General features: G+C 63.1%; 24 protein-coding genes and 1 tRNA gene. 17 read left to right on the top strand and 8 right to left on the bottom strand.

The features are described 5' to 3' along the window. Positions 1–61: 61 nt before the first annotated feature. From EOC93_RS21640 to glpK, 3 genes are all read left to right on the top strand, one after another. Positions 62–343, top strand: coding sequence for a DUF2160 domain-containing protein (locus EOC93_RS21640; RefSeq protein ID WP_164547197.1), 282 nt, complete (start codon positions 62–64; stop codon positions 341–343). A 77-nt stretch (positions 344–420) separates the two neighbouring features. After that, positions 421–2,145, top strand: coding sequence for an ABC transporter substrate-binding protein (locus EOC93_RS21635; RefSeq protein WP_095485283.1), 1,725 nt, complete (start codon positions 421–423; stop codon positions 2,143–2,145). Between the two features lie 89 nt (positions 2,146–2,234). Next, positions 2,235–3,728: a glycerol kinase GlpK gene (gene glpK / locus EOC93_RS21630; protein ID WP_095485565.1), complete on the top strand. Its 1,494-nt coding sequence runs from the start codon at positions 2,235–2,237 to the stop codon at positions 3,726–3,728. Positions 3,729–3,817: 89 nt separating this feature from the next. Here the strand turns inward: glpK and EOC93_RS21625 are convergent, their stop codons facing one another. Further along, on the bottom strand, positions 3,818–4,294 hold the full coding sequence (locus EOC93_RS21625) for a BA14K family protein (RefSeq protein WP_095485564.1): 477 nt from the start codon (positions 4,292–4,294) through the stop codon (positions 3,818–3,820). A 296-nt stretch (positions 4,295–4,590) separates the two neighbouring features. On the opposite strand from EOC93_RS21625, the gene EOC93_RS21620 reads away from it, so the two are divergent. Continuing rightward, positions 4,591–4,666 (top strand) — tRNA-Lys (locus EOC93_RS21620). Between the two features lie 129 nt (positions 4,667–4,795). Here the strand turns inward: EOC93_RS21620 and dprA are convergent. The 4 genes from dprA to EOC93_RS21600 form a co-directional block, all read right to left on the bottom strand. After that, positions 4,796–5,932, bottom strand: coding sequence for a DNA-processing protein DprA (gene dprA, locus EOC93_RS21615; RefSeq protein WP_127205645.1), 1,137 nt, complete (start codon positions 5,930–5,932; stop codon positions 4,796–4,798). Then, the gene (gene plsY / locus EOC93_RS21610; RefSeq protein WP_127205644.1) at positions 5,929–6,516 is read right to left on the bottom strand and encodes a glycerol-3-phosphate 1-O-acyltransferase PlsY; all 588 of its coding nucleotides are present in this window, start codon (positions 6,514–6,516) and stop codon (positions 5,929–5,931) included. The genes dprA and plsY overlap by 4 nt, the downstream gene beginning before the upstream one ends. Positions 6,517–6,689: 173 nt before the next feature. Next, complete coding sequence (locus tag EOC93_RS21605) at positions 6,690–7,976, bottom strand: dihydroorotase (RefSeq protein ID WP_095485280.1); 1,287 nt, start codon at positions 7,974–7,976, stop codon at positions 6,690–6,692. Beyond that, positions 7,976–8,935 (bottom strand): aspartate carbamoyltransferase catalytic subunit, encoded by a 960-nt coding sequence (locus tag EOC93_RS21600; RefSeq protein ID WP_095485279.1) that lies wholly within the window; start codon positions 8,933–8,935, stop codon positions 7,976–7,978. The genes EOC93_RS21605 and EOC93_RS21600 overlap by 1 nt, the downstream gene beginning before the upstream one ends. A gap of 177 nt (positions 8,936–9,112) precedes the next feature. On the opposite strand from EOC93_RS21600, the gene EOC93_RS21595 reads away from it, so the two are divergent. The 3 genes from EOC93_RS21595 (at position 9,113) to EOC93_RS21585 (ending at position 11,759) form a co-directional block, all read left to right on the top strand. Beyond that, positions 9,113–10,741 (top strand): DNA alkylation response protein, encoded by a 1,629-nt coding sequence (locus tag EOC93_RS21595; RefSeq protein WP_095485563.1) that lies wholly within the window; start codon positions 9,113–9,115, stop codon positions 10,739–10,741. 128 nt (positions 10,742–10,869) lie between these two features. Further along, complete coding sequence (locus tag EOC93_RS21590) at positions 10,870–11,448, top strand: hypothetical protein (RefSeq protein ID WP_095485278.1); 579 nt, start codon at positions 10,870–10,872, stop codon at positions 11,446–11,448. Beyond that, positions 11,448–11,759 carry a DUF6105 family protein gene (locus EOC93_RS21585; RefSeq protein ID WP_077384057.1) on the top strand — a complete coding sequence of 104 codons (312 nt, stop codon included), beginning with the start codon at positions 11,448–11,450 and terminating at the stop codon, positions 11,757–11,759. The genes EOC93_RS21590 and EOC93_RS21585 overlap by 1 nt, the downstream gene beginning before the upstream one ends. On the opposite strand, the gene ruvX is transcribed toward EOC93_RS21585, so the two are convergent. Then, positions 11,726–12,211: a Holliday junction resolvase RuvX gene (gene ruvX, locus EOC93_RS21580; protein WP_095485277.1), complete on the bottom strand. Its 486-nt coding sequence runs from the start codon at positions 12,209–12,211 to the stop codon at positions 11,726–11,728. The two genes, EOC93_RS21585 and ruvX, sit on opposite strands and share 34 nt — an antisense overlap. Positions 12,212–12,311: 100 nt before the next feature. Here ruvX and EOC93_RS21575 point away from each other — a divergent pair, with 100 nt between their 5' ends. From EOC93_RS21575 to EOC93_RS21550, 6 genes are all read left to right on the top strand, one after another. Continuing rightward, a complete protein-coding gene (locus EOC93_RS21575) occupies positions 12,312–13,019 on the top strand; it encodes a metal-dependent hydrolase (protein WP_095485276.1) in 708 nt (235 codons plus the stop codon). A 39-nt stretch (positions 13,020–13,058) separates the two neighbouring features. After that, positions 13,059–13,472: a hypothetical protein gene (locus EOC93_RS21570; RefSeq protein ID WP_127205643.1), complete on the top strand. Its 414-nt coding sequence runs from the start codon at positions 13,059–13,061 to the stop codon at positions 13,470–13,472. Between the two features lie 92 nt (positions 13,473–13,564). After that, positions 13,565–13,852, top strand: coding sequence for an Asp-tRNA(Asn)/Glu-tRNA(Gln) amidotransferase subunit GatC (gene gatC, locus EOC93_RS21565; protein WP_095793007.1), 288 nt, complete (start codon positions 13,565–13,567; stop codon positions 13,850–13,852). Between the two features lie 7 nt (positions 13,853–13,859). Beyond that, a complete protein-coding gene (locus EOC93_RS21560; protein ID WP_127205642.1) occupies positions 13,860–14,318 on the top strand; it encodes a GNAT family N-acetyltransferase in 459 nt (152 codons plus the stop codon). Further along, on the top strand, positions 14,318–15,883 hold the full coding sequence (locus EOC93_RS21555; RefSeq protein WP_127205641.1) for an amidase family protein: 1,566 nt from the start codon (positions 14,318–14,320) through the stop codon (positions 15,881–15,883). Before EOC93_RS21560 ends, EOC93_RS21555 begins: the two co-directional genes overlap by 1 nt. Positions 15,884–16,097: 214 nt before the next feature. Further along, positions 16,098–16,901 (top strand): YdcF family protein, encoded by an 804-nt coding sequence (locus EOC93_RS21550; RefSeq protein ID WP_127205640.1) that lies wholly within the window; start codon positions 16,098–16,100, stop codon positions 16,899–16,901. On the opposite strand, the gene EOC93_RS21545 is transcribed toward EOC93_RS21550, so the two are convergent. After that, a complete protein-coding gene (locus tag EOC93_RS21545) occupies positions 16,838–17,593 on the bottom strand; it encodes a DUF599 domain-containing protein (RefSeq protein WP_127205639.1) in 756 nt (251 codons plus the stop codon). The genes EOC93_RS21550 and EOC93_RS21545 overlap by 64 nt on opposite strands. A gap of 161 nt (positions 17,594–17,754) precedes the next feature. On the opposite strand from EOC93_RS21545, the gene EOC93_RS21540 reads away from it, so the two are divergent. From EOC93_RS21540 to EOC93_RS21525, 4 genes are all read left to right on the top strand, one after another. Further along, the gene (locus EOC93_RS21540; RefSeq protein WP_095485562.1) at positions 17,755–19,158 is read left to right on the top strand and encodes an L-serine ammonia-lyase; all 1,404 of its coding nucleotides are present in this window, start codon (positions 17,755–17,757) and stop codon (positions 19,156–19,158) included. 84 nt (positions 19,159–19,242) lie between these two features. Then, positions 19,243–19,680 carry a DUF1489 family protein gene (locus EOC93_RS21535; RefSeq protein ID WP_095485269.1) on the top strand — a complete coding sequence of 146 codons (438 nt, stop codon included), beginning with the start codon at positions 19,243–19,245 and terminating at the stop codon, positions 19,678–19,680. 88 nt (positions 19,681–19,768) lie between these two features. After that, on the top strand, positions 19,769–20,500 hold the full coding sequence (locus tag EOC93_RS21530; protein WP_127205638.1) for a VWA domain-containing protein: 732 nt from the start codon (positions 19,769–19,771) through the stop codon (positions 20,498–20,500). Further along, positions 20,497–21,198: a DnaJ domain-containing protein gene (locus EOC93_RS21525; protein ID WP_206437517.1), complete on the top strand. Its 702-nt coding sequence runs from the start codon at positions 20,497–20,499 to the stop codon at positions 21,196–21,198. The genes EOC93_RS21530 and EOC93_RS21525 overlap by 4 nt, the downstream gene beginning before the upstream one ends. A gap of 46 nt (positions 21,199–21,244) precedes the next feature. Here EOC93_RS21525 and EOC93_RS21520 read toward each other — a convergent pair. Beyond that, positions 21,245–21,809, bottom strand: a 565-nt coding sequence (locus EOC93_RS21520; protein WP_164759226.1) for an SPOR domain-containing protein, incomplete at its 5' end; no start/stop codon positions are given.

Here is a 21,809-nt window from a genome sequence, read left to right as displayed (position 1 = left end):
GAACGCAAGAGTTCATACGCAACACCATCGCCAAAGGCTTTGCCTTGGGGAGGGTATGACCATGAACCTTACCTGGATGGCATGGACGCTACCGACGGCGATCTTTTTCATCACGATCCTGGTGCTGCTCTGCGGCATGGCGATCTGGGAATACGCCTCGCCGGGCGGCAATCCGCGGGTTGGCGTGCTGCGGTTCGAGACGACGCGCGGCGACCGTCTCTTCCTATCGCTGCTTGGCAGCGCCTTTATCCATCTCGCTTGGCTGGGTCTTGTCGGACCCAACCTGTGGTGGGCTCTCGCTCTCTCCGTGGTCTACGCCATTGGCGTGTTCCGCTACGTATAGAGGGGGAAACTGTTGGAGCGGCCGCGTGCCGGCGGCTGCTCCGATCGCACTTGAAACTGAAACAGTGGAGGAAACACATGAGACGGCAATTTTTGACATCAACGACAGCGCTTGTCCTATTGCTCGGGGCAGGCAATGCCTATGCCGGGATGGACGAAGCCAAGGCGTTTCTCGACGCCGAGATCAAGGACATGTCGACGCTCGATCGCGCTGCCCAGGAAGCCGAGATGCAATGGTTCATCGATGCTGCAAAACCCTTTGCGGGCATGGACATCAAGGTCGTCTCGGAAACCATCACGACGCACGAGTATGAATCGAAGACGCTGGCCAAGGCGTTCGCCGACATTACGGGCATCAAGATCACCCATGATCTGATCGGCGAAGGCGATGTCGTCGAGAAGCTGCAAACGCAGATGCAGTCGGGCGAAAACGTCTACGACGCCTATGTCAACGACTCCGACCTGATCGGCACCCATTGGCGCTACCAGCAGGCGCGCAGCCTGACCGACTGGATGGCGAACGAGGGCAAGGACGTCACCAACCCGAACCTCGACCTCGCAGACTTCATCGGCACCAAGTTCACGACGGCTCCGGACGGCGATCTTTATCAGCTGCCCGACCAGCAGTTCGCGAACCTCTACTGGTTCCGCTACGACTGGTTCAACGACGAGAAGAACAAGGCGGACTTCAAAGCGAAGTACGGCTACGACCTCGGCGTGCCGGTCAACTGGTCAGCCTATGAGGATATCGCCGAATTCTTCACCGGCCGCGAGATCGACGGCAAGAAGGTCTACGGCCACATGGACTACGGCAAGAAGGACCCTTCGCTCGGCTGGCGCTTCACCGATGCCTGGCTTTCGATGGCCGGCAATGGCGACAAGGGACTGCCGAACGGTCTTCCGGTCGACGAATGGGGCATCAAGGTCGACGAGAAGTCGCGGCCTGTCGGCTCCTGCGTGGCTCGGGGCGGCGACACCAACGGTCCGGCGTCGGTCTACGCCATCCAGAAATATCTCGACTGGATGAAGGCCTACGCTCCGGCCGCGGCCCAGGGCATGACCTTCTCGGAATCCGGACCGGTACCGGCGCAGGGCGAAATTGCCCAGCAGATGTTCATGTACACGGCGTTCACCGCCGACATGGTGAAGGACGGCCTTCCCGTCGTGAACGAGGACGGTACGCCGAAATGGCGCTTCGCTCCGTCGCCGCACGGCGTCTACTGGAAGGACGGCATGAAGCTCGGCTACCAGGACGTGGGTTCCTGGACGCTTCTCAAGTCGACGCCTGACGATCGCGCCAAGGCAGCCTGGCTCTACGCGCAGTTCGTCACCTCGAAGACAGTCGACGTGAAGAAAAGCCACGTTGGCCTGACGCTGATCCGCGAGAGCACGATCCAGCACAAGAGCTTCACGGACCGCGCCCCGAAGCTCGGCGGCCTGATCGAGTTCTACCGCTCGCCGGCCCGCGTCCAGTGGTCGCCGACGGGTACGAACGTTCCTGACTATCCGAAGCTGGCACAGCTCTGGTGGCAGGCGATCGGCGATGCTTCGTCGGGTGCCAAAACCCCGCAGGAGGCGATGGACTCGCTCTGCGCCGAGCAGGAAAAGGTGCTTGAGCGCCTTGAGCGCGCCGGCGTGCAGGGCGACATCGGACCGAAACTCGCCGAGGAAAAGACCCTCGAAGAGTGGAACGCCGATGCCGTCGCCAAGGGCAATCTCGCGCCGCAGCTGAAGATCGAGCCGGAGAAGGATAAGGCGCAGACCATCAACTACGACGAGCTGGTCAAGAGCTGGAGCAACTGAGCATCGATCCGGGCGTTCGCGCCCGCATCGCGACAATCGGGGGAGGCGGCATCTTGCCGTCTCCCCTGTTTGCGCCGAGGGGAATGGAAATGAACAGCTTTATCCTTGCAATCGACCAGGGAACGACATCGAGCCGGGCGATCCTGTTCGACCGTGAGATGAAGATGGTGGGCAGCGGGCAGAAGGAATTCACCCAGCATTATCCGGCCTCCGGCTGGGTCGAGCATGATCCCGAGGAGATCTGGTCGAGCGTCGTGGCGACGGTGAAGGCTGCGCTGAAGAGCGCCGGCCGCCATGCGTCGGATGTCGCGGCGATCGGCATCACCAACCAGCGCGAGACCGTCGTCATCTGGGACAGGGCGACCGGCAAGCCGATCCACAACGCGATTGTCTGGCAGGATCGCCGCACCGCGCCGCTGTGCCAGAAATTGAAGAAGCAGGGGCTGGAGAAGAAGTTCACCAGAAAGACCGGCTTGCTGCTCGATCCCTACTTCTCCGGCACCAAGATCGCCTGGATGCTGGACAAGGTGAAGGGTGCCAGAAAACGTGCCGAGAAGGGCGAATTGCTGGCCGGCACGATCGACAGCTTTCTGATCTGGCGGCTGACCGGCGGCAAGGTTCACGCCACCGACGCCACCAATGCCTCGCGCACGCTGGTCTACAACATCGAAAAGAATACCTGGGACGACGAGCTTCTGGCGATTCTCGGCATACCGGCAAAAATGCTGCCGCAGGTGAAGGATTGCGCTGACGACTATGGAATCACAGAGGAAAGCCTGTTCGGCGCAGAGATAAAAATCCTCGGCGTGGCTGGCGATCAGCACGCAGCGGCCATCGGCCAGGCCTGTTTCGAGCCGGGCATGATGAAATCCACCTATGGCACGGGGTGCTTCGCGCTGCTCAACACCGGAAGCGATCTGGTGCGCTCGAAGAACCGGTTGTTGACGACCATTGCCTACAGGCTGAACGGAAAGACCACTTATGCTCTGGAAGGGTCGATCTTCATCGCCGGTGCAGCCGTGCAGTGGCTGCGCGACGGCATCAAGGTGATCGGCAAGGCGGAGCAGAGCGGCATGCTGGCGGCGGGCGCCGACCCGACGCAGGAAGTCTATCTGGTGCCGGCTTTTGTCGGGCTTGGCGCGCCGCACTGGGATGCCGAAGCGCGCGGCGCCATCTTCGGGCTGACCCGCAATTCGGGCCCGGCGGAATTTGCCCGCGCCGCACTGGAATCTGTGGCTTTCCAGACCCGCGACCTGCTCGACGCGATGCGCAAGGACTGGAAGGGCGCGTCAGTAAAGACCGTTCTCAGGGTCGATGGTGGCATGGTGGCCTCGGACTGGACCATGCAGCGGCTTGCCGACATCCTCGATGCGCCGGTAGACCGCCCGACGATCCTGGAGACGACGGCGCTCGGCGCGGCATGGCTGGCCGGCTCTAAGGCGGGCGTCTGGCCGAAGGCGAGAGACTTCGCCAAGAGCTGGGCGCTCGAGCGGCGGTTCAAGCCGGAGATGAATGCGTCCGCCCGTTCCGCCAAGCTGGCGGGCTGGCGCGATGCTGTGCGCAGGACGCTGAGCGTGCAATAAGTTCTTCGAGCAAGATGTCACCACGGAAGCCCGCGCCGTTGCCGGCGCAGGCTCTTCAATAACTCTTACTCAGCTCCGCCCGAGCTTTATCAATAGGGCGAGATGCACTGCCGGCGCGGGCCATAGTAAGGCTGGTACGTGTTGTCATATGCCCGGTAAGATCTGTAGCGGCTGTAGCACCACTCCACGTGCGAATCGCCTCGATAGACGCGGCGGTTCTGGTTGACGATCGCACCGGTGATCAGCGCGCCGGTCGCAAAGGCAGCCAACGGGAACCAGAAGTCGCCGTGACGGCGATAGCCGCGACGATAATAGCGATAACCGCGATGGCCGCGCCAATACCTGCCGTCGTCACGCGCGAAACCACGACGAAAATCGCGGCGGGAAAAATCGCGATCGCGGTTGAAACTACGCCTCCACCGCCTGTGGTCGACAGTCTGGACATCCGACGAAACGTTCTGACCAAGCGGCACGTAGGTTGGCTGGGCGTTGACGGGCACGATCTCCGCTACAGCGAATGACGCTGACAACGCGGTCGCCAGCAGGCCCGACATGATCCTGTTCATGATCTTCTCCTTGAAAGCGTCGTCCCTTGTAGCGACAAAAACGGGCAGGCTGCGCAATTGTTCCGTCAAAGTAGCAAGCTGCTGATCTGTAACGTTCTCTCTCCTGCTCGGCCTCGACGAAAAGCCGGTATTGGGCTTGTCTGTCAAAGGCCGTTCCGCCCTTTGCTGACGCGATGTGCGAGGCGCTGCAAGTGCGTGGAAAAGCCCGACTTGCGCGCCCTCTTTTTCCGGTTGACCGGTCGAGGCACTCTCCCTATGTTCCGCGCAATTTCGAGGGCGGCATTCTGAGCCCGCGGGAGCGCGTAGCTCAGCCGGTAGAGCAACTGACTTTTAATCAGTAGGTCCAGGGTTCGAATCCCTGCGCGCTCACCATTGTTTCGTGCGAGAAATCAGTAAGTTAGCGCTTTAGCGTCTGGAACAGCGCCGGAACGTGCGAGAAAATGCGAGGCCATGCGAGAACATTTTCTCGCAATCACGCGATGCTTCCGGCTACCGACCCTGCTAAATATCCCCAAAAACCAGCGACACGTTCCCGCCGGCGTGGCGCTCCAGGCGGCCGGCGAGGTCGAGTTCCAGCAGCACCATGAAAACCTGAGCGGGATGCAGGCCGGTGTGGCGGATGATCTCGTCGATCGCTACGGGCGTCGGGCCGAGGGCTTCGACGACGCGGGCGCGGTCGTCCTCGCCGGGCGGTGGCGTTGCCGAAAAGTCGGGCGGCTCGCCAAGTGGAGCCGTCCTTGGTGCCAGTGCGCCGACCAGCGGCGCGATCGCACTGGTAACGTCCGATGCCTCGGTGACCAGGGTGGCGCCGTCCTTGAGCAAGGCGTTGGTGCCGGCGGCGCGCGGATCGAGCGGCGAGCCGGGGACGGCAAAGACCAGCCGGCCCATCTCGCCGGCAAGCCTGGCGCTGATCAGCGAGCCGGAGCGGTGCGCCGCCTCGACCACGACCAGCCCCAATGCTGCGCCGGCGACAAGGCGGTTGCGGCGCGGAAAATCCTGGGCGCGTGGCCGCCAGCCGAACGGCATCTCCGAAATGATGGCGCCGCCGCGCTCGGCAATCTCGTTGCATAGTCCGGCATTCTCAGGCGGGTAGGGCAGGTCGAGGCCGCCGGCCAGCACACCGATCGTGCCTGACGCAAGGCTGCCTTGATGTGCTGCCGTGTCGATGCCGCGCGCCAGGCCGGAGACGATGCCGTAGCCGTCGCGGCCGAGTTCGGCGGCGAGCGTTCGCGCCATCTTGATGCCGGCCAGCGAAGCGTTGCGGGCGCCGACGATGGCGATTGCCGGCAGCCGGAACACCGCGCCTTCGCCCTTGACCGCGAGCAGCGGCGGCGGATGGTCCATGCTTTTCATCAGCGGCGGATAGTCGGCCTCGCCAATCCCGATGAAGCGGGCGCCGGCCCGGCGGGCTGCTTCCAGCTCCGCCTCGGCCTCGGCAATCGACGGGATGCGGACGATCTTTCTGGCGCCGCCCGAAATCATCAGCTCGGGCAGCATCTCGAGCGCCGTCTCGGCCGAGCCGAAGCGGTTGATCAGGTCGCGAAAGGTGGCCGGGCCGACATTCGGCGTGCGGATCAAACGAAGCCAGCTCAACCGCTGCCTGTCGCTGAGCCGCGGCCCGGCGGCGCGCTGGCTCACTCTTTGGTCCCGATCTTGCCCTCGGTGCCGGCCAGCAGCCGCGCGATATTGGCCCGGTGTTTTATGATGACGATCAGGCTCATCAGCGCGAACAGCCCGGCAATCTCAGGCGTGCTGAGGACATAGAGCGCGATCGGCACGACGACTGCTGCCGTCAGCGCCGCCAGCGAGGAGAAACGGAATAGGAAAGCAACGGCCAGCCAGACGACGGCGAAGATCAGCGCCACCTGCCAGGCAAGGGCGATCAGCACGCCGAGATAGGTGGCGACACCCTTGCCGCCCTTGAAGCCGAGCCAGACCGGAAAGAGATGGCCGAGAAAGGCGCCAAGGCCGGCCCAAGGCCCGAGCTCCGGTGCAAAGTGACCGGCGATCAGCACAGCCGCCGTGCCTTTCAGCGCGTCGAGCAACAGCGTGGCGGCGGCCAGGCCCTTGTTGCCGGTGCGCAGCACATTGGTAGCGCCGATATTGCCGGAGCCGACGTTGCGGACGTCGCCAAGGCCGGCGGCGCGGGTGATCAGAAGCCCGAAAGGGATCGAGCCAAGCAGATAGCCGAACACCAGCGCCAAGACGATGTCGTAAGCCATTGTTCCCCCTGAACTCCAACTGCCGGCTTTAGGGAGTGTCGAGATTCAGGTCAGGCCGAGTCGAGAATGGTGGTTTCCGAGAACCGGAACGCAGCGTACTTTTGGGTACGTGAGTACCGGAAGCGCAGAAAACCGCCGTTCGCAGGCCGGCATCACCTGAATATCGACACTCCCTAGGCTGAAAACACTGTGCGGCCCGCCACCATTGTTTGCAAGACCTTGCCCTGCAGCCGCGCGCCTTCGAAACAGGTGTTTTTCGAGCGTGAACGGATTCCGCTTTCGCTGACGATCCACGGTTCGTCGAGATCGATCAGCGCAAGATCGGCGACAGTGCCCGGCTTCAGCGTGCCGCCGGGCAGGCCGAACAGCCTTGCCGGCGCGGTGGACAAGGTCTCAATCAATCTAAGTAGTGTCACGTCGCCATTGTGATAGAGCCGCAGCGCCGCGCCCAGCAGCGTTTCGAGCCCGATGGCGCCGGCCGCGGCATCGGCAAAGGGCAGGCGCTTGGTATCGACGTCCTGCGGGTCATGCGAGGAGACGATGAGGTCGATCGTGCCGTCCTTGACCGCCTCGATCATCGCCAGCCGGTCTTCCTCGGCGCGCAGCGGCGGCGTCAGCCGGAAGAAGGTGCGGTATTCGCCGACATCGTTCTCGTTGAGCGACAGGTTGTGGATTGAGACGCCTGATGTGACATTCGCGCCGTCGGCTTTCGCCCGCGTTACCGCGTTTGCCGCCATCGCCGTCGAAATCTTGGCCGCGTGATAGGCGCCGCCGGTCAGCCGCGCCAACGCCAGATCGCGCTCCAGCGGAATGGACTCGGCCTCGCGCGGGATGCCGGCAAGGCCGAGCCAGCTGGCATAGAGGCCTTCATTCATGACGCCGGACGAAGCGAGGTCGGCGTCTTGGGTTTCATGGGCGATCACGCCGCCGAAATCGCGCGCGTAAGTCAGCGCGCGGCGCATCACCAGCGCGCTTGATATGGTGTGCCGTCCGTCGGTGAAGGCGACCGCGCCGGCCTCGCGCAGCAGGCCGAATTCGGTCATCTCGCGGCCTTCGAGGCCCTTGGTGATCGCCGCAGCCGGAAAAATGTTGACGATGGCCGTGTCCTTGGCGGTACGCAGCACGAATTCGACCAGCGCGACATTGTCGATCACTGGGTCGGTGTCGGGCATCATGACGATGGAAGTGACGCCGCCGGCGGCCGCAGCGACGCTGGCCGAGGCGATGGTTTCGCGGTGCTCGCCGCCGGGCTCGCCGATGAAGACGCACGCATCGATCAGGCCGGGGATAACAGCCTTGCCGGCGCAGTCGATGACCGTAGCGTCTTGCGGAGCGCCCTGGTTCAAGGCGGCCTTGCCGGCAGCGACGATCTTGCGGCCTTCGACAATGACCGTGCCGACCTCATCGATGCCGCGCGATGGGTCGACGATGCGGGCCTGGCTGAAGACCGTCGTGCTCATCATGCAACCTCGCGATTGCGGCGAGGATCGAGCAGCGCTTCCATCACCGCCATGCGCACGGCAACGCCCATCTCCACCTGTTCCTGGATGACGCTCTGCGGACCGTCGGCGATTTCCGAGGCGATCTCGACGCCGCGGTTCATGGGGCCGGGATGCATGACCAGAGCGCCGTCCTTGGCCGCCTTCAGCTTCTCGGCATCGAGGCCGAAATAGCGGAAATATTCCCGCACCGAAGGCACGAAGGCGCCTTCCATCCGCTCGCGCTGCAGGCGCAGCATCATCACCACATCCGCGTCCTTGAGCCCTTCGGCCATCGAACGAGTGACGATCACGCCCATTTTCTCGATGCCGGCGGGCAGAAGCGTCGACGGCGCCACGACGCGGACCTGGGCGCCGAGCGCGTTGAGCAGCATGATGTTGGAGCGCGCCACGCGCGAATGCAGGATATCGCCGCAGATCGCCACGATCAGCTTCGACAGCGGACCCCTGGCGCGGCGGATGGTCAGCGCGTCGAGCAGCGCCTGCGTCGGATGCTCATGGGCGCCGTCGCCGGCATTGATCACCGAGCAGCCGACCTTTTGCGCCAGCAGCGCCGCAGCCCCGGCCGACTGGTGGCGGATGATCAGTATGTCTGGGCGCATGGCATTCAGCGTCATCGCCGTGTCGATCAGCGTCTCGCCCTTCTTCACCGAAGAACTGGCCACCGACATGTTCATGACGTCGGCGCCGAGCCGTTTTCCCGCCAGCTCGAACGATGATTGCGTGCGGGTCGACGCTTCGTAGAAAAGGTTGATCTGGGTGCGGCCGCGCAGCGTCGAGGTCTTCTTCTCCGACTGCCGCGAGATCGCGACCGCTCGGTCCGCCCGGTCCAGCAAAAGCTCGATGTCGGCGGGGGAAAGATCGCGGATGCCCAGAAGATGGCGGTGGGGATAGAGTGGCAGGGACGAAGCGTCGGTCATCTCAAGGCGCTGCTATAGGGTGGAGGACCTTTGGCTGCAAGCACCAGCTTTGGATTGCGGCCTTTCTCCCCGGTATTTTCGTCGCGCGCGTTGCGCGGCTTGGGCTATATCTAGCTGATGGCTTCGGATTCGTGGCCTTGTGATGATAAGGCCTTTCTGCCGATAGAAGGATTGGGCGTGACCGACGACGTGACGAACCAGCCGCCGCCGCTGGCAGGCGGCAACGCCTGGCGGGGCGATCCGTTGCTGATCCAGCTTGCCGAGCGTTTTTCCGATCCGGTGCGCAAGGATCTCGATGGGCTCGGCCGTTTCGTGCTGACGCAGGAGGCGCAGGAGCTGGCCCGCCTCGCCAATGTCGAGACGCCGAAGCTCAGAACCCATGACCGGCAGGGCCGGCGCATCGACCTGGTCGAGTTCCATCCAGCCTATCATGCGCTGATGCGCCGGTCGGTGGCGAACGGGCTGCATTCGTCGGTATGGGAAAATGGCGACGCCGAGATCGGCCGCCGTCATCAGGTGCGCGCCGCCCGTTTCTACCTGACGGCCGAGCTCGAAACCGGGCATCTCTGTCCCATCACCATGACCAGCGCATCGCTGGCAGCGCTGATGGCAAGCCCGAAGCTGTTTCGCGAATGGGCGCCGCGCGTGACGACACGCAAATACGACCAGAGCCAGAAGCCGCCGGTCGAAAAGGCCGGGCTGACGCTCGGCATGGGCATGACCGAGAAGCAAGGCGGCACCGACGTCCGCGCCAACGTCACCCGGGCCGAGCGCGCCGGCAGCGGCTTCTATCGGCTGACCGGCCACAAATGGTTCATGTCGGCGCCGATGTCGGATGCATTCCTGGTACTTGGACAGGCGCCGGAAGGGCTTTCGTGCTTCCTCGTTCCTCGTATTCTCGGCGATGGTTCGGGCAACGGCTTCCGCTTCCAGCGGCTGAAGGACAAGCTCGGCAACCGCTCCAACGCCTCGTCGGAAGTGGAGTTCGTCAACGCCATCGGCGAGATGATCGGCGAGCCCGGGGCGGGTGTGAAGACGATCATGGACATGGTGACGCTGACCCGGCTCGACTGCGCGATCGCCTCGTCGGCGATCATGCGTGCCGGGCTGGCCGAGGCCGTCCACCACGCCCGTCACCGCCAGGTGTTTGGGACCAATCTGATCGAGCAGCCGCTGATGCAGCGCGTGCTGGCCGACATGGCGCTCGACGTTGCTGCCGCCACCGCACTGTCGTTCCGGCTGGCGCGCTCCTTCGACGAGGCGGCCGGCGACCGTGGCGAGGCGGCCTTCGCGCGCGCCATGACGCCGGTCGTCAAATACTGGGTTTGCAAGATCGCGCCGCCGCTGCTCTATGAAGCGATGGAGTGCCTCGGCGGCAACGGCTATGTCGAGGAGGGGCCGCTCGCCCGCTACTATCGCGAAGCTCCGGTCAACGCGATCTGGGAGGGGTCCGGCAACGTCATGGCGCTCGACGTGCTGCGCGTGCTGGGGCGTGCGCCCGGCCTGTTCGAGGAGGTGCTGGCCGGCATCGACCGCGATCTCGGCGCCGGCGGACGCGGCACCGTCGGTGTGCTCAAGGCGGCAATGCAGGTCGCGGCAACCGATGAGGGCTCGGCTCGTCTGCTCACCGAACAACTGGCACTGTCGGCGGCAGCGGCGGAGCTTCGCAGGCTGGGGGCAGGGCGGATCGCCGACGCCTTCGTCGAGACGCGCCTCGCCGGCCAGTGGCGCAACACCTATGGCATGCTCGATTCGCGCCATGACGCGCGCATGATCATCGACACGCTCTATCCGCCGGTCACCTGAGAAGGCTTCGGGGACGGATTTTCCTCGTCGATCGCCGCTCTGTGGAAAGCCGTTAACCTTAACAAATGGTTTCCATTGCGGTCGCAAGCCGCAAAGCCCACTGTCCTGTTTACTGAAGCAGGAACGCCATGCGGCACATATTGAGCTCCTTTCTGGCCTTGCACTGGGCGGTCGTTTTCGCCCTGCTGGCGTTCATCTGCATCGACGGAAATCGCGGTGTTGCTGCAGCGCTTGGCGTGCTCGGCGTTGCCGTCCAGGACACCCGCTTCGTCGACCTCGAAAATGCCATCGTGGTGGCGCCGCTTGCCGTGGCGCTGCTTGTCGTCGCGGTGCTGTTCTGCTGGGCTTTTGTCGAGTCTCTATTCAGCGTCCCGACAAATCCGGACGCCACCGACAGCGTTGTGCGGGTCGCCTTCATCTCCGCTTCCGGCGTGCTGTCGCTGATCGTGGTCGGCGGCGCCGCGCAAGGCATCAACGGGCTGTTCATGGTCGTCGCGGTGCAGCTGGCGGCATTGCTGGCTTCCTATGTCGCCATGCTCGCAGAGCGGCGGTCGGCTTTTGCCGCAGCGGATCCGGGCACCGGCGAAATCCGTGCCGCAGCGCATGTGATGGCGAAGGCGGCGGCGCACAACTCGGCGCTTTCGCGCATTTCCGGCCGGCCGGACACAAACTTGAGGCCGGACACGAACTTGAGGGATGGCCGCTGATGCGCACCTTGTTCGCGCTATGGGCGGCACCGCTCGCTCTGTTCTGGGGCTGGTTCTTCCTGTCGCTCAACGACATCAATTTCGGCTATGTCATGCTGAGCCGCCAATTGCATGACCTGGTTTTCCAGCTCTATGGGGAAATGCTTGGCATTGATCCGGCGCTCATTCCTGGCATGGTGGCAAAGGCCTGCATCCTCGACAGTCTGCTGCTGATGGCGTTTTGGGCGTTTCGCCGCCGCCGGGTGATCGGTGGCTGGATCAGGATAATGCGCGACCGTTATTTCGACCAGGCATCGACGCCGAGCGCCTGAAGCCGGTCGAGAACGCCCTGCAGGATAAACGCTGCCGCGGCCGAATCGATCTTGCCGGCGCGTTTGCGGCGCGAAAAATCCATCTCGATCAATGTCCGCTCAGCCGCCACCGTCGACAGTCGCTCGTCCCATAAAACGAAGGGCAGGTCGGTCATACCAGCCATGTTGCGGGCGAAGGCGCGGGATTTCTGGGCACGCGGACCTTCTGACCCGTCCATGTTGATCGGCAGGCCGAGCACCACGGCGCCGACATTCTCTTTCTGCAGCAAGGCGAGCAGCACAGCTGCATCCAGCGAGAATTTCCTGCGCATGATGACGGGGCGCGGATGGGCGAAGGCAAAGCCCCGGTCGGAAACCGCCACGCCAATGGTCTTGTCGCCGAGGTCGAGCCCGGCCAGCGTCTTGCCGCCGCTGAGCCGCGCCGGCAACTCTTCGATGGTGATGATGCTCAACGGCTTTCCTTGGATTACACGTCGCAAAGGACGCTGTGGGACTTTAATTTTAGTGCCGGCGTTCTATCCTTTGCCGAAGCAAAAATCGAGGAAAGCATTCATGAAACTGACCTGGTACGGACATTCCGCATTTTGCGTCGAAACCGCCGACGCGAAAATCCTCATCGATCCCTATCTGGTCGGCAATCCGTCATGGACGGGCGGCTGGGAAGGACCGGCGGAAGGGGTCACGCATGTCCTTTTGACCCACGGCCATAGCGACCACATCAGCGGTGCGCTGGAAGTGCTTGGGAAAAGCGGCGCCATGCTGGTCGCCAATTTCGAGCTTTGCATGTATCTGGTCGGCCAGGGCGCCAGCGACAAGAAGATCAATCCCGGCAATATCGGCGGCACCGTGGATTGCGGCGGTTTCACCACCACCTTCGTCCAGGCGCTCCATTCATCGTCGTTTCCACGCGACAATGGCCAGAACACCTACCTCGGCAATCCGGGCGGGCTCGTTCTGCATTTCCCGGAAGACAAGACGCTCTATCACATGGGCGACACCGACATCTTTTCGGACATGGCGCTGATCAACGAGTTGCACGAGCCGAAGATCGGGATCGTGCCGGTCGGTGACCGCTTCACCATGGGTGGCGCGGTAGCAGCCCTTGCCTGCCGGCGCTTCTTTCAGTTCGAGACTGTCATCCCCAGTCACTTCGGCACGTTCCCGATCATCGATCAGACTGCCGAAAAGTTCGTGGCGGGGATGGATGGATCGGACGTGAAAGTGGCATTGCCGAAGATCGGCGAGACGATTAGCTTGTAGGAAGACGCTAGGTATAAGGCGTCAAAATGGAGTGAAAACATGGTTTTGAGGGGCTTTCTTTTCATTTCTGTTTCTGTGGCTTCCCCGGCGTCCGCCGCGGAGGACTTCATCGAAGGCGTCTATCTCCAGTCCGAGGATCTTTGTGCGCAGGCCAGGAAGGACACACTGCAGTCGCTGATCGACGCTGGCAGCATTGTGCTCTCGGCGCGTGGCCTGCAAAGCGTCGAATACGATTGCGAGTTCCTTCAGATCACCAAGGCGACGCTCTCGCCGAGCTGGGCGGTGACAGCCATATGCCAGGAGCCCGGCCACGTCTTTCCGGACGTTCTCTCCGTAACGCAAATGAACGCGAAGCAGGTCGATCTGGTTTCGGTCCGGCCTGCGGAAGACGAAAGCGAAGGGGGCAGCAACAGCGGCAGCTATTTCCTCTGCGACGGCGTGGCCCTGCCATAGACCTATGGGCCCGGTTCTCGGCACGATGCATGTTGCGCGGCACGCGCCGCGCCGCTATAGCGCGGACTGGTTTTCCCGAGGCACAAACAAATATGTCCGTTGATCTTCAGACTGTGAAGCGCGTCGCGCGTCTCGCCCGCATTGCGGTGAGCGAGGAGGATGCCGAGCGCATGACCGGTGAGTTGAATGCCATTCTGGGCTTTGTCGAGCAGCTGAACGAGGTCGACGTTTCCGGCGTCGAGCCAATGACTTCGGTCACCCCGATGGAGATGAAGAAGCGCCAGGACGTCGTCACCGACGGCAGCAAGGCGGCCGACATCGTCGCCAACGCGCCGGCGACCGAAGAGAATTTCTTCCTCGTTCCGAAGGTCGTGGAGTAGCGGGCCGATGGCAATCGAGATCGCCATCGAGACGCCGCTGCAGGACGATGTGCGCGGGCTGGTTAAGGAGCTCAACGCCACGCTGCTGGAATTGACGCCGCCGGAGCACTGCTACCACATGACCGTCGAACAGATGGCCGACAACGACACGACTGTCTTCATCGCCCGTGACAACGGCCTTGCCATCGGCTGCGGCGCGCTCAAGCGCCACGATGGCACCATCGGCGAGGTCAAGCGCATGTACACGCGGCCGTCGCATCGTGGACAGAAGATCGGCGCCAGGATCGTCGAGCGGGTCGAGGCGTTGGCGCGCAATGAAGGGCTGAAGCGTCTGGTGCTGGAAACGGGCGACCGCCATCCGGCTGCGTGGACCGTTTATGAACGCGCCGGATTCTCGCGCTGCGGCCCGGTGCTGGACTATCCCGATACCGAGTGGTCGGTGTTTTACGAAAAGAGCCTTGCCTGATGAGCGACCTGACGCAACTCACGATTTCGCAGGCCCGCGCCAAGCTGCGCGCCAAGGAAATCACCGCAACCGAGATCACCGAAGCCTATCTCCAGGCGATCGAGCGGGCCAATCCGGCGCTCAACGCCTATGTCGTCGTCACCGACGACAAGGCGCGCGACATGGCCAGGGCCTCGGACGCCAAGCTGGCGAAGGGCGAGGGCGGGTCGCTCGAAGGCATTCCGCTCGGGATCAAGGACCTGTTCGGCACCGAAGGCATTCACACCCAGGCCTGCAGCCATGTGCTGGATGGGTTCAAGCCGCACTACGAATCGACCGTCACCGCCAATCTGTGGGCCGACGGCGCCGTGATGCTCGGCAAGCTCAACATGGACGAGTTCGCCATGGGCTCGTCCAACGAGACCTCCTATTACGGCCCCGTGGTCAATCCGTGGCGGCGTTCGCGGCTCGATACGGTGGTGATGCCGACCACGCATCAGGGCGATGGCGGTTTCGTCTCGGCCGGCGGCACCAGGACCGCGCGCACGCTGGACAACGCCCAGCTGGTGCCGGGCGGTTCGTCAGGCGGCTCGGCCTCGGCTGTCTCCGCGTTTCTATGTGCCGGCGCCACGGCCACCGACACCGGCGGCTCGATCCGCCAGCCCGCCGCCTTCACCGGCACGGTCGGCATCAAGCCGACCTACGGCCGCTGCTCGCGCTGGGGCATCGTCGCCTTCGCTTCGTCGCTCGACCAGGCCGGACCGATCGCCCGCGATGTGCGTGATGCCGCGATCCTCTTGAAATCCATGGCCTCGGTCGATCCGAAGGACACCACCTCGGTCGACCGGCCGGTGCCGGATTACGAGGCGGCGATCGGCAAGCCGATCAAGGGCATGAAGATCGGCATCCCCAGGGAATACCGCGTCGACGGCATGCCCGAGGAGATCGAGGCGCTGTGGCAGAAGGGTATTGCCTGGCTGAAAGATGCCGGCGCCGAGATCGTCGACATTTCGCTCCCGCATACGAAATATGCGCTGCCGGCCTATTACATCGTTGCGCCTGCCGAAGCCTCGTCGAACCTCGCCCGCTATGACGGCGTCCGCTACGGGTTGCGGGTGCCGGGCAAGGACATCGTCGACATGTACGAGAGGACCCGCGCCGCCGGCTTCGGCCGCGAGGTCAAGCGCCGCATCATGATCGGCACTTATGTGCTCTCCGCCGGCTACTACGATGCCTACTATCTGCAGGCGCAGAAGGTGCGGAACCTCATCAAGCGGGATTTCGAAAATGCATTCGCGGCGGGCGTCGACGTCATCCTGACGCCGGCGACGCCGTCGGCGGCTTTTGGCATCGCCGACGAGGACATGGCCGCCGACCCAGTCAAAATGTACCTCAATGACATCTTTACGGTGACGGTGAACATGGCCGGACTGCCGGGTATCGCCGTGCCCGCAGGGCTTGACGCCAAGGGCCTGCCGCTCGGCCTGCAGCTCATCGGCCGGCCCTTCGATGAGGAAACCTTGTTCCAGACCGCCCACGTCATCGAACAGGCGGCGGGTACGTTCCAGCCGGAAAAGTGGTGGTAGTGTCGTCCCTTAGGCATCGCATTTGAATGATGCGGGGCGCTTTGGTCCTGGTTTATGCATGTTGTTACTCTAAAAGCGCCACGTGCTTATGGAGCGGTATGCATTAGAGCGACGTGCGTCCACTTGGACGCACAAAGTACGCTCTAGCACGTTGAATCTGCGCATCGTGCTTTCCGAGAATCGATTCCGATTTGGGCCGATGTGGGGGTGAGGGATGTTCTTCTATCTTTCCAAATTGCTCTGGTTCTTTGTCCAGCCGTTGAATTTTGCAATCTTCCTGTTGCTGGCGGGGCTGGTGGCGGCGATGTTCGGACGGCGGCGATGGGCGACCGCCGGCACCGTCCTTGCCGTTCTCATTCTTGCGCTTTCGACATGGACGGAGCTCGGCGCAATAATGATCAGTCCGCTGGAAGATCGCTTCCCCAAGCCGCCGCTGCCGGAAAAGGTTGATGGTATCATTGTGCTGGGCGGCGGTCTGGAGAGCCCCATCAATGCCGTGCGTGGCGGCTATGAAATCAATGGCGCTGGCGACCGGATCGTCGAGGCGGCCGTACTGGCACGGCGTTTTCCGACTGCGAAAATCGTCATCTCCGGCGGCACCGTTGAGATGATGACCGCAGGTGAGGGCGATGCGGACACAGGCCCGCGCCTGCTCACTGCGCTTGGCGTGACGGCCGATCGGCTGGTCCTAGAGAACAAATCCCGCAACACCTACGAGAACGCAATCTTCACCAGGGAATTGGTGACGGCGAAACCGGGCGAGACCTGGCTGCTGGTGACCTCGGCCTTCCACATGCCGCGGGCCACGGCGCTGTTCGACAAAGCAGGTTTTCCGACCGTTGCGTGGCCGGTCGACTACATGACCTCCGGTAAGGAAAACATAGCCACGCTTCCCCCTTACAACGGGTTGGAGGTCACCACCACGGCGGTCCGTGAATGGATAGGGCTCGTCACCTATTGGCTGTCGGGCCGCATCGATCGGCTTTTCCCCGGACCTGGTGTCGGCTCGGGCGGCTGACCGATCACGGCTTGCCGCGCCGCTGAGAAGAACTGGCGACGTACCAGAACCGCCAGCAACAACAGCGTCGACAGCACGAACACACTTGGATCGACGAACCAGCCGAGATAGCCGATCGAGAAGAACACACCGCGCATGCCGGAATTGAAGTGTTTTCCGGCCAGCATGTTCATGCGCGCCGCCCGCCATACCGCCGTCTCGCTGATCGGGTTGCGTGAGGCTTCGCCATGCGGGATCGGCACCGCGCCGATCAGAATCGAGCAGTAGTTGAACAGCCGGTAGGCCCAGCCGAACTTGAAGAAGGAATAGGCCAGGATCAGCACCAATCCGAACACCTTCATCTGAAAGGCGGAGCGGGATGATGTCGCGCCGAGCGGCAGGTTGCTCAGCACCGAAACAACCTGATCGGAGGCACCGAGCAGGGCGAAACAGCCGCCGATCGCAATCAGCGAGCTGGAGGCGAAAAAGGCGGTTCCCTGTTGAAGACCTGCCATGATGGCGGTGTCGACAATGCGAATCTCGCGTTCGGCCATGGTCCGCATCCAGGCTTCACGCTGCACGTTCATCGCCGTCGTCAGCGACATGCGGCTGACCAGCTTTCCGTCGGAGGCGAGCGTATGCAGCACCCATACGAAAAGGAAGAAGGCCAGCGCCACGAGGTCTGCCGTCGACAAATGGAAGGAATCGCCCATGCGACCCTTTTACCACAAGCGGTGGTGCCGCTTCGATGGCGGAGCGCAACGATGTCGCTGCCGGAGCAAACAAGGTCGGCAGGTGCAGCGCCGCGATCTTCGAAAGAGCGGAAACATCACAGGAATTCCTATATGTAAATTCCAATAGGAGAGAGCGGCGCGTGTTCCTTTCGGTTTTCGACCTGTTCAAGATCGGTATTGGACCATCGAGTTCGCACACGATGGGACCGATGACGGCTGCGCGGCGTTTCCTCGACGAGATCGCGGGAGATGACTGGCCGCGCCCGGCCGGCGCCCGGGTCGACCGCATCGCCGCCAGCCTGCACGGCTCGCTCGCCTATACCGGCATCGGCCATGGTTCCGACCGTGCCGTTGTGCTCGGCCTTGCCGGCCAGACGCCCCAGACGGTGGACCCCGATCAGGCGGATGGAATCGTCGCCAGCATCGCTGCCGAGAAGCGGATTTCACCGCCCGGCCATCCCTCCTACCGCTTCGACCCGGCAACGGATCTGGTGCTGGATCGCAAGACGCCGCTTTCCGGCCATGCCAACGGCATGGCTTTCTCCGCCTATGATGCCGACGACCGGCTGCTGCTCAAGCGTATCTATTATTCGATCGGCGGCGGCTTCGTGGTTTCGGAGGAGGAGCTGCAGCGTATGAAGGCGAAGGGCTCGGTGACGACGGAAGGCAAGAAGGTTCCATACCCCTTCAAGAATGCCGTCGAGATGCTGTCGATGGCTGCGAAAAGCGGCCTTTCCATCGCCGACATGAAGCGCGTCAACGAAGAGACGCAGATGTCGCGCGAGGAGCTCGACGCCGGTCTTGACGGCATCTGGAGCGCCATGAAGAGCTGCATCGAACGCGGCCTGTCGCAGGACGGCATCATGCCGGGCGGACTGAAGGTGCGCCGACGCGCGCGGCAATTGCATGACAAGCTGCAAGAGCAGTGGCGGCAGAACCGGCCCAACCCGCTGCTCGCGAATGACTGGCTGTCGATCTATGCCATGGCGGTGAACGAGGAGAACGCCGCCGGCGGGCGCGTCGTCACCGCGCCGACCAATGGTGCTGCAGGCACGCTGCCCGCGGTGCTGCGCTACTGGCTGCATTTCCATCCCGAGGCCGACCAACCAAGTATCCGCGATTTCCTGCTGACCGCGGCGGCGATCGGCGGCATCATCAAGACCAACGCTTCGATCTCAGGCGCCGAAGTCGGCTGCCAGGGCGAGGTCGGTTCGGCCTCGGCGATGGCGGCGGCGGGGCTGTGCGCCGTCATGGGCGGCACGCCGGAGCAGGTCGAGAACGCCGCCGAGATCGCGCTCGAACATCATCTCGGCATGACCTGCGATCCGGTTGGCGGACTGGTGCAGGTGCCTTGCATCGAGCGCAATGCGCTCGGTGCCGTCAAGGCGGTGACTGCCGCGTCGCTGGCCATCAAGGGCGACGGCGTTCATTTCGTGCCGCTTGATGCCGCGATCGAGACCATGCGCCAGACCGGCCTCGACATGAACGAGAAATACAAGGAAACCAGCCTCGGCGGACTGGCCGTCAATATCGTGGAGTGCTGAGCCAACCTTGCACCATGGATTGGCACTGTGGAGAAAGTCGACCAGGCCGTTGACGCCTTCGCGCGCAGGACTAAACCTTAATCCATGTCTCTCAATATCATAAAGCTCTGTGTCGGCTGCGACAGCGTCGAAGATCTCGAAGAGTGGATCGCCTTCCGCCTCGACGAACGGCGGCGCGCCGGCGAGCCGGCCGAGCATTACCACACCACACGCATGATGCCGACGCGCGGCGCCGAGGTCACCGATGGCGGTTCCCTCTACTGGGTGATCAAGGGCAATGTGCAGTGCCGCCAGTTGATCACCGAAATCCGCCCTTTCACCGATGATGACGGCATTGGCCGCTGTCACCTGATGCTCGATCCTGTGGTCGTGCGCACCGACTGGCAGCCGCGCCGGGCCTTTCAAGGCTGGCGCTACCTGAAACCGTCGGACGCACCGGCCGATCTCGGTAAGGGCAAAGCGGGGCTGGTCGAGATGCCGCCGAAACTCAGGCGCGAGCTTGCCGATCTCGGCCTTCTCTAGGAAGGCCCAAATTCAAAGCTGCCGCTGGCCCTCCAGGTCGCCTCATCTGGGCTTGCAAGCTGTGCGACAACGCCACATCTTGAATGTCATGAGCGACAAGAAGCATCCCGTGCCCGCCAAGGCCAATCCTGCGCCGGTCGAGCCCCAATCGAGCACCGGCGAGATCGACGCCTTTATCCGTCAGGCAAAAACGCTCGCAGCATCCGCGACCGGTTCTGGCAGGCTCATTCTGTCACTCGACGCGACGATGAGCCGTCAGCCGACCTGGGATCTCGCCTGTGCGCTGCAGGGCGAGATGTTCGACGCGGTCGGCAAGGCCGGAGCGCTCAAGGTTCAACTGGTCTATTTTCGGGGCCTTGGCGAGTGCCGCTCATCCGCATTCGTCAGCGATACGGAGGCGCTGAAACAGTTGATGACGAGGATCGATTGCCGCAGCGGACACACCCAGATCGGCAAGGTCCTCGCCCATACGCTGAAACAGACTGCTGCGGCCAAGGTCAACGCGTTGGTCTATATCGGCGATGCGATGGAAGAAAATATAGACGATCTGGCGGAAAAGGCCGGCAGCCTGGGCCTGCACGGCGTTCCTGTCTTCGTCTTTCAGGAGGGCCATGATTCCGGCGCAGAAAAGGCGTTCAAGGAAATTGCGCGGCTGTCCAAAGGAGCTTGGTTCCGATTTGATCGACGGGCTGGCGCAACCTTGGCCAGCCTGCTCTCGGCGGTCGCCGTGTTTGCGACCGGCGGGCTGAAGGCACTGGAGGCCAGGGGCAGGGCGGAAGACCGGCTGATGATCGAGCATCTGCGGGGCGGCAGGAAATGATGGGCGCGATTATCGCATTCGTGGCGTTGCTTTTGGTGCTGCTCGGCGTGGTCACGGTCTTTCTCCGCGCCGACCCTGCCAAACTCGCCAGCGGAATGAGGACGCTTGGGCCCGTCCTGTTGGCGCTGATCGGCGTCGCCGTGCTCCTGGTCGGACGCGAAGGCATCGGCGGCTTGATCCTGTCGGCGGCGCTCGCCTGGTATGGCTCCATGCGGATGAAGCGGCCGACGGCGAAACTGGAGCCGGGCAAGCATTCGACGGTGCGTACCGCGGCACTTGAGATGGAGCTTGATCACGATACCGGCAGTCTGGAGGGGCTGGTGCTTGCCGGCCGGCATGAAGGCAAGATGCTCGGCACCATGAGCCTTGCGGAATTGCAGCAGCTTTATCGCGAACTCCCCGGCGACCCGGAGAGCCGCCAGCTGCTAGAGACGTATCTTGACGGCAGATTTCCCATCTGGCGCAAAGACGCGGAGGCGAATGGTGGCGAAGGGCTGGGTGTTTCGCCAGGTTCGGGCGCCATGACTAAGGAGGAGGCCTACAAGATCCTTGGTCTTGAAGCGGGGGCCGCCGCGGCGGATGTCCGCAAGGCGCACCGCCGCCTGATGCAGCGCCTGCACCCCGATATCGGCGGCACGTCTTTTCTGGCGGCGCGGATCAATGAAGCCAAGGACGTCTTGCTCTCCAATCACAACTAGTTCTCCTTCGACGCAGAATTTTTCCGGGAGATGTTTTCGACGCCGTCTACTGCTGGACGGCGTAGCACTCGATTTTCTTTTTCTTCAGGGCGTTGCAGGCTTTCCAGGCGGCAGTCTTCGAACCAAAGCCGAACCGGGCGCGGTAGTAGGTGACGCCGTCCTTTTCGAAGGCGACGGTGAAACCTGTGGCATCGGCGAGGATCGAAGGCGCCTGCTTGCTAGTCTCGTCCAGGAGAGCCTGAGCTTCGGACTGTTTTGGCGAAGAGGCGACCTGGACTGCCCAGCCGGACGGCACCGATGCCGTGTTGACGGGGTCGACCGCCGCGGGTTCGGCGTAGGCTGCTGCGACCCGTGCGGTCGCCACATCGTCCGCCGTGGCCACGGCCACTGTCTTGACCTTCCTGGTCTCAACGACGGGGGTGGTTTCTTCGACGACCGGCTCGCTTTCCTCAACAAGGGAGGCAATGACGTCGTCGTCCGGCCTGCTGTCCGGCGTCGGCGCATCGCGCTTGGGCAGGAACACTTTTGCCAGCGCGGTGATCGGATTGCCGCCGCCTGCCTTGGCGATCAGCATGCCGCTGCCGCGCGACGACGCCTTCGGCATGTAGGTG

This window comes from Mesorhizobium sp. M6A.T.Ce.TU.002.03.1.1, assembly GCF_003997275.1.
Classification (GTDB): Bacteria; Pseudomonadota; Alphaproteobacteria; order Rhizobiales; family Rhizobiaceae; genus Mesorhizobium; species Mesorhizobium mediterraneum.
This window is presented reverse-complemented; position numbering and strand designations above follow the sequence as displayed.

Excerpts from the sequence above, each read along its gene's own strand:
- EOC93_RS21640 (WP_164547197.1), top strand. The coding sequence starts at position 62 with ATGAACCTTACCTGGATGGCATGGACGCTACCGACGGCGATCTTTTTC.
- EOC93_RS21635 (WP_095485283.1), top strand. The coding sequence starts at position 421 with ATGAGACGGCAATTTTTGACATCAACGACAGCGCTTGTCCTATTGCTC.
- glpK (WP_095485565.1), top strand. The coding sequence starts at position 2,235 with ATGAACAGCTTTATCCTTGCAATCGACCAGGGAACGACATCGAGCCGG.
- EOC93_RS21625 (WP_095485564.1), bottom strand. The coding sequence starts at position 4,294 with ATGAACAGGATCATGTCGGGCCTGCTGGCGACCGCGTTGTCAGCGTCA.
- plsY (WP_127205644.1), bottom strand. The coding sequence starts at position 6,516 with ATGGCTTACGACATCGTCTTGGCGCTGGTGTTCGGCTATCTGCTTGGC.
- EOC93_RS21605 (WP_095485280.1), bottom strand. The coding sequence starts at position 7,976 with ATGAGCACGACGGTCTTCAGCCAGGCCCGCATCGTCGACCCATCGCGC.
- EOC93_RS21600 (WP_095485279.1), bottom strand. The coding sequence starts at position 8,935 with ATGACCGACGCTTCGTCCCTGCCACTCTATCCCCACCGCCATCTTCTG.
- EOC93_RS21590 (WP_095485278.1), top strand. The coding sequence starts at position 10,870 with ATGCGGCACATATTGAGCTCCTTTCTGGCCTTGCACTGGGCGGTCGTT.
- EOC93_RS21585 (WP_077384057.1), top strand. The coding sequence starts at position 11,448 with ATGCGCACCTTGTTCGCGCTATGGGCGGCACCGCTCGCTCTGTTCTGG.
- EOC93_RS21575 (WP_095485276.1), top strand. The coding sequence starts at position 12,312 with ATGAAACTGACCTGGTACGGACATTCCGCATTTTGCGTCGAAACCGCC.
- EOC93_RS21570 (WP_127205643.1), top strand. The coding sequence starts at position 13,059 with ATGGTTTTGAGGGGCTTTCTTTTCATTTCTGTTTCTGTGGCTTCCCCG.
- gatC (WP_095793007.1), top strand. The coding sequence starts at position 13,565 with ATGTCCGTTGATCTTCAGACTGTGAAGCGCGTCGCGCGTCTCGCCCGC.
- EOC93_RS21560 (WP_127205642.1), top strand. The coding sequence starts at position 13,860 with ATGGCAATCGAGATCGCCATCGAGACGCCGCTGCAGGACGATGTGCGC.
- EOC93_RS21555 (WP_127205641.1), top strand. The coding sequence starts at position 14,318 with ATGAGCGACCTGACGCAACTCACGATTTCGCAGGCCCGCGCCAAGCTG.
- EOC93_RS21550 (WP_127205640.1), top strand. The coding sequence starts at position 16,098 with ATGTTCTTCTATCTTTCCAAATTGCTCTGGTTCTTTGTCCAGCCGTTG.
- EOC93_RS21545 (WP_127205639.1), bottom strand. The coding sequence starts at position 17,593 with ATGGGCGATTCCTTCCATTTGTCGACGGCAGACCTCGTGGCGCTGGCC.
- EOC93_RS21535 (WP_095485269.1), top strand. The coding sequence starts at position 19,243 with ATGTCTCTCAATATCATAAAGCTCTGTGTCGGCTGCGACAGCGTCGAA.
- EOC93_RS21530 (WP_127205638.1), top strand. The coding sequence starts at position 19,769 with ATGAGCGACAAGAAGCATCCCGTGCCCGCCAAGGCCAATCCTGCGCCG.
- EOC93_RS21525 (WP_206437517.1), top strand. The coding sequence starts at position 20,497 with ATGATGGGCGCGATTATCGCATTCGTGGCGTTGCTTTTGGTGCTGCTC.